This window comes from Bradyrhizobium sp. CCGUVB4N (assembly GCF_024199945.1).
GTDB lineage: Bacteria > Pseudomonadota > Alphaproteobacteria > Rhizobiales > Xanthobacteraceae > Bradyrhizobium.
The window spans coordinates 1,906,700-1,917,886 of record NZ_JANADP010000001.1 but is presented as its reverse complement, the minus strand read 5'-3'; the positions used below and the strand labels follow the sequence as shown (position 1 = coordinate 1,917,886).

9 protein-coding genes and 1 pseudogene are annotated in these 11,187 nt (G+C 60.1%); 7 read left to right on the top strand and 3 right to left on the bottom strand.

All coding sequences use genetic code 11. The annotated features are described in order from the left end of the window. Positions 1–5: 5 nt before the first annotated feature. Positions 6–1,199, bottom strand: coding sequence for an SAVED domain-containing protein (locus tag NLM31_RS08645; RefSeq protein ID WP_254128783.1), 1,194 nt, complete (start codon positions 1,197–1,199; stop codon positions 6–8). 471 nt (positions 1,200–1,670) lie between these two features. Next, positions 1,671–2,088, bottom strand: a pseudogene (locus tag NLM31_RS08640) (DUF1810 domain-containing protein). Between the two features lie 96 nt (positions 2,089–2,184). On the opposite strand from NLM31_RS08640, the gene NLM31_RS08635 reads away from it, so the two are divergent. The 5 genes from NLM31_RS08635 (at position 2,185) to NLM31_RS08615 (ending at position 7,714) form a co-directional block, all read left to right on the top strand. Then, positions 2,185–2,373: a hypothetical protein gene (locus NLM31_RS08635; RefSeq protein WP_254128784.1), complete on the top strand. Its 189-nt coding sequence runs from the start codon at positions 2,185–2,187 to the stop codon at positions 2,371–2,373. 217 nt (positions 2,374–2,590) lie between these two features. Continuing rightward, on the top strand, positions 2,591–3,511 hold the full coding sequence (locus tag NLM31_RS08630) for a DNA-processing protein DprA (protein ID WP_254128785.1): 921 nt from the start codon (positions 2,591–2,593) through the stop codon (positions 3,509–3,511). Further along, positions 3,483–4,139, top strand: coding sequence for a hypothetical protein (locus NLM31_RS08625; protein WP_254128786.1), 657 nt, complete (start codon positions 3,483–3,485; stop codon positions 4,137–4,139). The genes NLM31_RS08630 and NLM31_RS08625 overlap by 29 nt, the downstream gene beginning before the upstream one ends. A 1,197-nt stretch (positions 4,140–5,336) precedes the next feature. Next, on the top strand, positions 5,337–7,343 hold the full coding sequence (locus NLM31_RS08620) for a methyl-accepting chemotaxis protein (protein WP_254192040.1): 2,007 nt from the start codon (positions 5,337–5,339) through the stop codon (positions 7,341–7,343). A 65-nt stretch (positions 7,344–7,408) separates the two neighbouring features. After that, the gene (locus NLM31_RS08615) at positions 7,409–7,714 is read left to right on the top strand and encodes a hypothetical protein (RefSeq protein ID WP_254192039.1); all 306 of its coding nucleotides are present in this window, start codon (positions 7,409–7,411) and stop codon (positions 7,712–7,714) included. 458 nt (positions 7,715–8,172) lie between these two features. On the opposite strand, the gene NLM31_RS08610 is transcribed toward NLM31_RS08615, so the two are convergent. Then, positions 8,173–8,412 carry a hypothetical protein gene (locus tag NLM31_RS08610; protein ID WP_254192038.1) on the bottom strand — a complete coding sequence of 80 codons (240 nt, stop codon included), beginning with the start codon at positions 8,410–8,412 and terminating at the stop codon, positions 8,173–8,175. A gap of 164 nt (positions 8,413–8,576) precedes the next feature. Here NLM31_RS08610 and NLM31_RS08605 point away from each other — a divergent pair, with 164 nt between their 5' ends. Together NLM31_RS08605 and NLM31_RS08600 are read left to right on the top strand one after the other, a co-directional pair. Then, entirely contained in the window at positions 8,577–10,877 is a 2,301-nt protein-coding gene (locus NLM31_RS08605; protein ID WP_254192037.1) for a DEAD/DEAH box helicase, read from the top strand. A gap of 9 nt (positions 10,878–10,886) precedes the next feature. Further along, positions 10,887–11,186: a hypothetical protein gene (locus NLM31_RS08600; protein ID WP_254192036.1), complete on the top strand. Its 300-nt coding sequence runs from the start codon at positions 10,887–10,889 to the stop codon at positions 11,184–11,186. Position 11,187 lies beyond the last annotated feature (1 nt).

Below are 11,187 nucleotides of genomic sequence, written 5' to 3'. Positions count from 1 at the left end.
CTTTGTCAGCCGGTGTGTTCGAGCGTATGGGCGAGGATGAAGCCGCCCAGCTTCCTGTTCTGGTCGTAGACTTCGAGGGTAGGGTGCGCCTTCGGCTGCCAGGAACGGCCCGCCTCGATGGCGACGGATAGGGGTACTGCGGGAAAGATGCGCACCACGCAGTTCTCGCCGTGCGCAAACTTGATCGCGTCCAGCGTGGATCGGAACAGCCGCGCGAATTCCGCCAGATCGGTCGGGCGGCGCATGATGTCGTTGTGGGCCCCGCTGGCGGCGATGGACCAGATGGCTGCGCCGGTGCCAAGGGCCGAGACGATGCGGTCGTCGGCAACGGGAGCGCTCACCTCGAGTTTCAGCGCCACGGGACCGTCGGTACGCGACGGGCGCTTCACGTCGAACTCGATGGGCCGTCCATCCGGGTCCCACTTCCATCCCTTGGGGCTGCGCAGGAGTTGTCGAACTTCGGCTGTCGCGATGTCGGAGATCAGGCGACCGAGTTCGAACAGCAATGGGATCGGCGCCAAACCGAAAACGGCAAGGCGCCGAATTTCCTGACGCTCCATGCGGCCGCGCACCTTCTCGGCGAAGCCGGACCGGAGATTGCGTACATGAGTGCGCCAGAAGTCGGGATCGTGGTCGGGCAGATCGAGGGTCGCAAGGTCGAGGTCGATCCAACCGTCGTCGAATGGATAGCGGTCTGGGATCATCGCCCACTTCAGGTCGCCTTTGGCGACCGGAGACTCGTTTGTCCCGATCCGAGCCGCGTACCGAATGACGTGGCTGCCGAAATCCTCGTCGATGGCGGTGACGGTCCGGATGCGTGCTTCGTGGCGGCGCTTCATCGCCGTCAGAACTTGTTCCGGATGCTCGGCGACCATCTCGCGGTCGAATACGCGGTGGTGCACGTCACAGACGAGCATCAGGTTGTCGGGATCGTGGGCGAGAAGTGGGGAGCGGATCGAATCCCCGCGAGGGCCGTCGGGAGAGTCGGCGACGATATGCCCGATGTAGGCCGTGTTCGCGTTCGCTGCGCCCGAGATCTGATCGCCAATGAGAAGCTTGTTGCACCCCGCATATTGGCAGCGGCCCGCCGCCCGGGCCCAGACGACGTTCTCGATCCTCTTAGGCTGCGCCTTTCGCTTCGTCGGGCGTGGTGCTCGCGCGGGTCGGCGCTCGCGGTTCTCCGCGGCTGCGGTCTTCATGGCGGGCTCCGCGAAGTGATGCGGGCGGGGGCGTCATCGCTCGATGGCGGATGAAACCACTTGCTTGCTCCTGCACAATCGAGCCATGCAGGAACCGAACTCGAAGCAGGCGAGGAGCCTGCCGAATAGCTGGCGTCCGCCACTCGCGTGGTGGTCACGCGAGCGAATTTCTTGCCGCCGAGTTGCGCGCGAACGCGCGGATGCCGTCTCAAGACCTGCATTTGCCCCCCGGTGCGCGCTACCGTTTCCCCAATAGCGCGTGGGTATTCCCTGAGATGGTATTTCCGTGCTCAAACTTCAAGATGTTGATAGTGGAAACTCAGCTCGACCCCACCTATTGACAATGGACGAATCGACCCGACTGTGGGAAACTGGCTAACTCCGGTGGAGGGCCACATTCCGCAGCCCGTCGCAAGACATGCCGTGCCGTCCTCAGTTCCCACAGGACCACGGTCAACGAGCTTCGCTTCGCTAAACTATCGACACGGTCGCCGGATCTTTGCCTTCCGGATAGAAGGCCACGATAGCGTCGTTGAAGATCGGCTGCTTCGAGACGGCGTCGAACAGCCGTCATACTCGATCGAAACTTCATGTCGTCGGGCGACCCGAGAATATCGGCAATCGATTTGTCGCTGGCCGCCACGATAAGCCGGGTGCATTCGACGAGGCGCGGTCCCAGCACATCATGTTGCAGATAAGCGGCGGCTTCCGCGCGAGAGCTAATCGCAAGCCGCTGCACCATCGCGCTGAAGCTTAGACCAGCGATTTGCGGGAAAACAAACCACATCCAATGCGTCGCCTTACGGCCGCGGCCCAGTTCTTCGACGACCCGCCGGTAAACCGGGTTTTGCGCGTCCACGAAACGCTGCAGGTCGTACGGATCACTCACGCGTTATCCCTTCCTTTCGGACGTGGCCGGCTTGTCCGACCCGACGGACACAACGTAACCCTGCGATCGGAGATCCACCAAGGACGACGACAAATAATGCCTGGGCGAAATATCGAACTGCCGAAGACGGGTTACGCCATCGAGATCGACGGAATTCTCAAGTCCAAGTTCACCACCAGGGAGGGCGCTGAAGATGGCGCCGTCGAACTGAAGCGCCGCTTTCCGAAGGTTCGCGTTCGCATCTACGGCGCCATCCAGCAAACGAAATTCGATCCGCCCGTTTAGTTCAGGCGGAGCCTATAGCTGCGCCGCCGAGGCAAAATAGGAAGGCTATAGGCAGGTCGATCCCGGCCTTGACTTTGTCACCCCAATGAGAACAAATTGAGAACGATCTCTGGTTCAGCCATGGTACGTAGCTCACCGAAGCCGTTCAGCTTCATCAACAGTCCAATTTGTTAATAGGGAATCGCCGTAAGATAATGAAGCCGGATGGTGGGTCAGAATGAAGAATGCTCTCTTTGCTTCGCGGGATGGTTCGCCCGCAATAAACCCCATCTCGCCTGCTCGCGAGCTTGGAGCCTACGAGGAAATGTGGCTCCAACCTGGAGCTACCTTCAAAAACATTGCAGAGCGGTTTGCGAAGGACCCGACAGCGCTACCCTCCGACTTTGTTGCTCACTCGATTGCGGACGCAAGAGCACGGGAAGTCTTTCAAGCCTTGAAGACTGCGGGCGTCCATGGCTTCGGCATTCGGATCAACCACGCTGGTGACTATCCCGAGCGGTTGCGAGATGCTCAGCATCCGGTTGAGTTGCTCTACTATCGGGGCACGTGGGAATTGTCCGAGACCCGCGGCGTGGCAGTTGTCGGTAGCCGTAGAGCATCTGCGGAAGGTCTAAAGCGCGCTGCCCGGATTGCGCGTGAGCTGGTCGGCGCCGGGTTCACGGTGGTCTCGGGTCTCGCTGCCGGTATTGACACCGCTGCGCACAGGGCCACGCTCGAAGCTAAGGGGCGTACAATTGCGGTGATCGGCACTCCTCTCGGAGTGACGTATCCCAAAGAAAATGCTGAGCTACAGGCTCAGATCGCGAGCGATTACCTTTTAATCTCTCAGGTGCCGGTTCTACGTTACTCAAAGCAGGCCGTGCCACAAAACAGACTGTTCTTCCCTGAGCGAAACATCACGATGAGTGCGCTCACCGAAGCAACCATTATCGTCGAAGCGGGTGAGACTAGCGGGACGCTAACCCAAGCGCGCGCCGCGCTTCATCAACGGCGGAAGCTCTTCATTTTGGACTCTTGCTTCGCAAGATCGGACATCACCTGGCCAGCCACTTACGAGGCGCGGGGGGCGATCCGTGTGAAGAAGTCGGAAGATATTTGGGACGCTTTGGGTGACCATCCAGCTTCGACAAATCGATGATCAGAACCGTATCGACCATGATTTCATACAGCCAAATGATGAGTGCTATTACCTGTTCGAGTACACGGCTCGGCAGGGCTACGGTTTCAGCGCGACGAATTCTCTTATTTCTAATTTGAAAAAGAAGCCTTCTCAGCGGAACCAGCTCCACTACGTTTACAAAGGGCGAGCAATCAACGAGTGCGCAGCGGTGCTGGGGCCAGCTATCAACCCGAGATGGCTTACTGGCGGAGTGCTGGTTCCGATGCCGCCGTCGAAGATCAGAACTGACGCCGAGTACGACGACCGAGTGGCGCAAATCTGCCGGGCACTGCGATCCGCAGTAGCTATCGACGTGCGAGAGCTGCTATTGCAGACGGCAAACTTGCGTGCAGCGCATGAAAGCGATCAACGTCCTTCCGTTCAGGAGATCAAGGATGTCCTCGCAATAGACGAGTCGGTCTGCAACCCAGAACCGACCCGAATTGGGATCGTAGACGATGTGTTGACTGCTGGCACTCACTTTCGTGCTGCCAAAGAGGTGTTGAGCAACCGTTTCCCCGCCGCACATATCGTCGGTTTCTTTATCGCTCGAAGGGGCTTTGCGAACCCATTTGAGGCCGACGACTTCTCTATCTTCGGTAAGTAAAGTCCGTGGTTTGGTTGTAGCGCCCTGACAACGTAGTCGTTGCGCGGCGATCTACTACCTAATCGTACCCTGGGGTTTGGCCGAAGGCTGAGCAAGAGCACCGCCGACGAAAGGCTGTATTGACTAACCACCCGGTCACCCATCCCATCGTTGCCACTTCGCCCACCGTGTCACGCGCGTCATGGAACGCTTTGCAGGGTGCGGTGCCTAAGCCCAACAGGTCGCTTTCGGCTCTCACCGTGGCGCTGAAGTCCGCAGATGTCTCCTTACCTCCTCTGGCTGCCCCTATAGTGTGCCTAGCGTACAGCTAGAGGTGACGAAAAAACTTGGACACCAGCACTCTCACGCGCTCAGGTTTGGCAATCTCTCTGAGGGAGATGGTGCCGGCAGCCCGTACTCCTCCTTGGCTGCCGTGCTCCAACGCTCGCTGGGCCCGCGTGCCGTCGTCGGACCACACTCTCACGTGCCGCCGGCCGCCGCAGCCATGCGCTGCATCTGAGCGTCAGTCAGCGAGGGCGCGACAGGATGCGCTGCAAGCGGGGCCTCGGCTGCCTCGATGGGCCCTATCAAAGACTGCCACTACACCCATTGCTGCTACGTTGGCCGCTTTGAGGTCATTCGTTCCGAGCGATTTCTTGAGAAAACCTGCCTCTCGCAGTCTGAGTTGAGCACACGGGCAACGGCCTCTTGTAGGCGCTCGGGCACCTTCCGCTTGGCGTAGAAGGTACCATGTCTGTCCTTGATCAGTCCCATTAGCGCGCGCATCAAAGCTACGTGCAGTCCAAGTCATGATTTGCGGGAGGTTTTTGATCTATCAGCGCTTCTTGCGCCGCTGGCGTGCCCTAGCGGAGGGAGTGAATCCTGCGCAACTATGCCAAAAATCGCTCAATTTATGCGCGAGCTGCCACCTGCGGTGCGAGTCTGCAGCTAGATGACGTGATATGCCGATCTCGCAATCGTTCTTTGCATTGTCGACGATCGGTGAATCGGCGAAGCGAACACGTTGAGCCTGCGCACGCGAAAGAAGAACGCAAAAGCAAACTGCCCCTCCACTCTCCTCACGGGACGCTGTCGATCCCGGTCTCTTCGTCAACCTTGTGTAACAAACCCAACCTAGAGGTTGCGAATGGTCAGCATCTCTCCCCGAGCTCACGCTTCGAGCGTGCTGATCAGAATCGCACCGGAAATGTTCACGGATTGATTGGCTATTTGATGTCCGTCTCAACGGCTACGAAACGGTTGGTCTTGCCAATTCTTCGTCGACTTCGGCCAAGCCTGCGAACCAAGATCGCCCTGCTTGGAATAGTGGGCGTGCTCGTCACAGGAGCGACTTGCATCGTGGGGCTGAATTATGTTGCGCAGGCGCAGCGCGAGGCAGACCAAAGCACCCATCTTCGCGCTCACCTGGCGGCGCTTTCCGAAGCGTTCCTTGAATCGCAACAGCTGGCGCTGGAGTTCCTGCGCAAGCACGATGAAGCATTGATCGCGCGGCACGCGCAAGGCATTAAGAAGGCCCTGGGTGACCTCGACCAGATCGAGGAGTATGTTGCTTCCTTGCCAGAGGGCGATCCTCTGAAGGACGTGTCATTCCTCCGGGCCGGCATTGGCCTTTACGCAACGCGTTTCAACAACATCGTTTCAGCGCAGCGCGTGCTCGGGTTCGCCGAGAACGATGGCCTGCAGGGCAAGCTGCGCGACGCCGTACATCAGGCCGAATCCCGGATGGCGCAGTTCAATCAACCGCAGCTAACCGTGTTGATGCTGATGATGCGGCGGCACGAAAAAGACTTCTTGCTGCGGCGTGAGGAGAAGTACGGTGATGAACTGGACAAGCGGGTCGCCGAGTTTGGAGCCGCGCTGGAGTCTTCCGAGTTGGCGTCAGCCACCAAAGTGGAACTGAAAACGCTCATTGATTCGTACCGAGCCAGTTTCGTAGCCTTCATGGTTGCCCAACAGGCATTGGATGATCAGATTGATGATCTCGGGCAGATCTATGGTCGCAATCATCCTCTCCTGTTGAAAGCGATCGCTACAGCTGATGCCAGTTCTGCCGCAGCCGAAGAGCGTGCCTCGCGAATCCGCCAGATGCTGGGCTGGGGCATTGGGCTTGCCACACTCGCAATCGGCTTCGTTGCGATTCTTGTCGGGCAGGGCATAGCTCGGCTGATCACTCGCATGACACAAGCGATGCGCCAGCTGGCGGCTGGGCAATTCGAGGTGACCCTGCCTGGACTTGGCCGTTCGGACGAAATCGGTGAGATGGCGCAAGCCATGGAAGCCTTCAAAATTAAATCAAAAGAGAAGGCGCAGGCCGAGCTTGTCGCGAATCTGGAACAGGATCGCTTGGCAGGAATGCGGCGGAAGGCGGAGCTTGAGAAGCTTGCCAGGACTTTTGAAAATGCAGTAGGCGGCGTCATCGACGCACTGTCATCCGCTTCGACCGAGCTGGAGGCGTCCGCTCGTAGTCTGACGGACACGGCACGCAATACGCAGGAAGTCTCGCGCAAGGTCGCCTCCGCCTCGGAGGAAGCTTCAGGCAACGTTCAGATTGTCTCTGCGCGTACCGTTGAGATGATCGCGTCTGCTACGGAGGTTAGACGTCAAGTTGAGCAATCTGCAGAAATCGCAAGAAGTGCCGTGCGTCAGGCGGAAGAAACCGACCGAAAAATAAAGCACCTATCGACAGCTGCGCTGAAGGTTGGCGGCGTGGTTGAGCTGATCACCGCAATTGCCAGGCAAACAAACCTTTTGGCTCTTAATGCAACGATCGAGGCTGCACGCGCGGGCAAAGCCGGTCGCGGCTTTGCCGTTGTTGCGCACGAGGTAAAGTCGCTGGCAACACAAACAGCCAAGGCGACCTCGGAAATTGCAGAGCAAATCGCAGATATCCAAACCGCCACGGAGGAGTCGGTCAGTGCCATCACGCAGATCAGCAGCAGTATTGGCAAGATCTCGCAAATCGGCTCAAGGATTGCTGCAGCGACCGAAGCGCAGGGTACGGCAACCAACGATATAGCGCAGAATATCCAACATGCGGCAGAAATGTCGTCGCAGGTCGCCGGCAACATCCGGCAGGTTGCATTGAGCGCCTCAAGCACAGGCGCGTCATCCTCGCAGGTGCTGACATCTGCGAATGCACTCGCTCAAAATAGCCATCGTCTCAGATTGGAAGTCGATGGGTTTCTGGCCGGGGTCAGGTCATGATGATCCGAAAACTCCAGCAGAACTATTTGACAGCGTGATTATTTGCTCGCATCGGGGATCTCAGAATGCCTGTCTACCTTGCATCGTATGATTTGAAGGAGACCAATCCTGATCCGCACCCCACTTTTTTGAAGCAGGCTGCGGCGCAGGGCTGGAAACTGTGGATACTTGGCTCGAACAACGTGCGGTATCGACTGCCGAACACAACTTTGGTGGGCACATTTGATGCTTTGGCCGTTGCCGAGGCCAGGCTCGAAGTAGCCCGGTTGGCAACGGAGAACGAAATTGGCGGCACCGTCACGACGAGCAAGTGGATTGTTGCGGAATACGGACCCACTCGCTTCAATTCCGACGAACGGCAGAGCGCGTAAGGCCGCCGGAGTTATGTTGGCGGCCCCAGGTTCGTCACAATCCTCGCTCGCAGCGTTGTGTTTAAACAGCGTTGTGCTTTGTCGGCCCCGTGGTTGCGTCAGGCCCGGCATGTGAGGCGGTGGAACGCGGGGATCAAGCGAGTTCGCCACCGTCTGCGGCGATGCGCGGAAGTCGAGGTGCTTAACCGCGCCGTACATGCAATGGGCTCGGCACGGAGACCGCTCCGATTCCCGAGAACCTGGTCTCGCGGAAGGCCGCTATGGCGATCGCCGAGGCAGAGGCCCTGATTGGCGCCGTCGACACGGCCGGAGGGCGATGTCACGAGCCGGATCTGCTCGGCTTGCCCCACCAGACAGAATCCCTTGCCAAGGTGGTTTGTGAACACCGACGAACCGGCCACCATTGCACTTCTACGAGACAAACATCTGCGTGAGTGATACGGCGGTTCGCGACCTGGTCACCCAAAATACAAGAGCGCACTGGGGCGCTGCTGGGTGCGCCCCGTGTCAACGTGCTGGAACAGCTTAATCTGGCCTTGATATGGGCCCATTTCAGGCACGTCGATGACCATCACTCTGATAGGAGCTGCTTCGTCATGGACGACGATGTAGCAGTCGGCCACAATCTCCGTTGCCAAGGCGCGATGGCCTGCGATTTTGTGCTCCGCTTCGCGGGGCTTCGGATACACGGCGGCCATGGCGAGTGCGGGTGCTCGGAGTTCTCCAAGCCCCAAGGCATCTTTCCACAACCAGATGGTACCGCACAGCTATCGCGTACTTGCATGCCTCTCGTTTCAGCGTAGCGTCGCTGTTTCCGAGTCATTGGTTTCGCCTCCGGGCGGAGTGGTAGTGGGATTGTTTTATGCCGCATGCATCCCCGGCGCAGACGGTTTTCCCATTTGGCGATCAGCCGGACGAGCTGTCGCGAGATCGGAAGGAGGTGGCGTGGGACCAAGTTCTGTTGGCTGCCTTCGCCGATCGCGGCTTCCAGTCAGGTTTTTTGCCCCTGGCTGAGGAGGCCGTGCGCGCACAGCCTGGCGATGGGTATATCCTGCTGCTCGCCGCTACGGCGGCGCTGCTGGATGAAGATGCGGCTCGCGCACAGGTCTTTCTGAAACGCTTCCGCAAGCGCTACGTTGCGATCGATGCTTGCCACCTGTTGAACGCCCTGGCACTCGCGCAGCAGAACAGGCTCCTGCCGGCGCGTTCGCTGCTTGACGCTCACGGGCTCACGGATTGGCTCAACGTTGCGAACGTTTTTCCCGGAGGCCTTGAGCGTCGGGGATGGCTCTACCGCCACTACGCTCGGATCTTCGAGCCCAGCAAGACCGTCCGGAGCAGGCGCTCGGCCGCCGGTCCGGTGCCAAAAGCCAAGACCCGGGTCAAGCCAAGGCCGCCCACAGAGGGGGCCGTTACGCCGACCATACCGGCTTCGTTGCCGCTGATCGATATCGATATTCCCTTCACCACCGAGCTCAATCTCGCGCCGTTGTTGGACGCCTTGCACAAGCCGCCGAACAGCGACGGCGCTTGGTATGGCTTGCGCGAGCGCTTTGCCCATCTCGGCCTCGCGCAAGGATTCGACGAGCTGCTCTGCCTGCCGCATCTGCGCGGCATCGAAACCTTCTGGTACCAGGTCGAGACCGTGCGCAAGGTGCTCAAGCAGCATCGTGGTCGCGTTCTGCTTGCCGACGAAGTCGGGCTCGGCAAGACCGTCGAGGCCGGCATGATCCTCAAGGAGTATCTTTTGCGCGGCATCGTCGACAGCGTTCTGGTGCTGACCCCGGCCTCGCTCGTCGGGCAGTGGCAGGAGGAGCTCGAATCGAAGTTCGACATTGCCTGCGCGACCACTCATGATGCGCTGCTGCGCAGCGACCCGGAAGGCTTCTGGCGGCAGAATCGCCTGATCGCTTCGCTCGCCCTGGCGCGTCGCAGCGAGCATGCGGCGCACATTCTCGACCGTAGCTTCGATCTCGTCATCGTGGACGAAGCCCACCATCTGCGTGACCGCACGAGCCAAAGCTATAAGCTGGTGGATGCGCTCAACAAACGCTTCGTCCTGCTGCTGTCGGCGACGCCGGTGCAGAACGATCTCACGGAGCTCTACAACCTGCTGACGCTGCTCAAACCCGGTATCTTCAAGACCATGAAGGAGTTTCGCGCGGCTCACGTGACGGCGGGCAAGCCGCGCCAACCGGCCAATCCCGAGCGCCTTCGCGAGTTGATGCGCGGCGCCATGGTGCGCAACACCCGCGCGGTCGTCGCGCTAAAATTGCCGCGCCGTCACGCCGTGACGATCTGCGCGGATGGCACCGAGGGCGAGCTGACAGCCTACCGCGAGCTCGAGGCTGCGGTGCGGCGACTGGCGGCCCAGGGGACAAATCGGCTGGCCCTTCGGCATCTGCTCGGCGCTGCCGGATCGTCTCCGGCAGCGGCCGCCGCCGCCGTGCGGCGCTTGTCCGGCCGCCACGTCGATGCAAGCTGGCACGCGCTGGCGCAGAAATGGGCCTGCATTGGCGTCGGTGGCAAGGAGGCGGCGCTCCTCGACCTCTTGCGTCGGAACCCGGACGAGAAGAAGCTGGTCTTCGTTCATTACCGCGAGACGCTTGAGCATCTGGCCACGCTGCTGGCACGCGAAGGTTTTGCCTTCGCGCGCTTCGAGGGCGCACTCAGCGGCCCCGCCAAGGACGCCGCCATCGCAGAATTCCGCGAGCGGGTGCCGGTGCTGCTGTGCACGGAGTCGGGTGGCGAAGGCCGCAATCTCCAGTTTTGCAATACGCTGATCAATTTCGACGTGCCGTGGAACCCGATGGCGATCGAGCAGCGCATCGGACGCATCGATCGCATTGGCCAGCAACGCGAGGTGTTCGTGTTCAACCTTGTGACTCGCAGCACTCTTGAGCAGCAGATTTTGTCGCTGCTCGACGAAAAGATCTCGATGTTCGAGCTTGTCGTAGGTGAGGTCGGGGCGATCCTGGGTGGCCTCGACGAGGACCGCGATTTCGCCGACCTCATGCTCGATGCATGGCTGCGCTCAACCGAAACAGGCCGCGCGGAGGCGTTGGACGCGCTCGGCCGCCGTCTGACGGGAGCGCGCGAGCACCACGAAAGTGCCAAGGCCCTCGATACCGCCCTGTTCGGTGATGAATTCGAGACCGTGTGAGCTGAGCCGATGAGTGAACTGCGCGACTTTGTCGCTGACCTGCTGGAACGCCGGGGCGCCGCCGTCGAGGCTCTCGCTTCGGACCGGCTTGAAGTGCTCGCGCCTGCTCCCCTGCAACGACAGCTGGGCTGGCCCGAACTCACGCATCTCGGCTTCGGGACGCAACAAGCTCCGGGTGCGGTTGCGATAGCGCTCGAGGGGGACTGGCTCGACCGCTTCGGCGCGATCCTCGCCGACGAGGGACGATGGAGCGAGCGAGAGGTTCGGCTCCCCGCTCCGGTTCCACCCCCTAGAGCATTTTCCGCTTGAT

What these genes read in the sequence shown, in the direction of transcription:
- NLM31_RS08605 (WP_254192037.1), top strand. Translation starts at nt 8,577, where the DNA reads ATGCCGCATGCATCCCCGGCGCAGACGGTTTTCCCATTTGGCGATCAG.
- NLM31_RS08615 (WP_254192039.1), top strand. Translation starts at nt 7,409, where the DNA reads ATGCCTGTCTACCTTGCATCGTATGATTTGAAGGAGACCAATCCTGAT.
- NLM31_RS08630 (WP_254128785.1), top strand. Translation starts at nt 2,591, where the DNA reads ATGAAGAATGCTCTCTTTGCTTCGCGGGATGGTTCGCCCGCAATAAAC.
- NLM31_RS08610 (WP_254192038.1), bottom strand. Translation starts at nt 8,412, where the DNA reads ATGGCCGCCGTGTATCCGAAGCCCCGCGAAGCGGAGCACAAAATCGCA.
- NLM31_RS08635 (WP_254128784.1), top strand. Translation starts at nt 2,185, where the DNA reads ATGCCTGGGCGAAATATCGAACTGCCGAAGACGGGTTACGCCATCGAG.
- NLM31_RS08600 (WP_254192036.1), top strand. Translation starts at nt 10,887, where the DNA reads ATGAGTGAACTGCGCGACTTTGTCGCTGACCTGCTGGAACGCCGGGGC.
- NLM31_RS08645 (WP_254128783.1), bottom strand. Translation starts at nt 1,199, where the DNA reads ATGAAGACCGCAGCCGCGGAGAACCGCGAGCGCCGACCCGCGCGAGCA.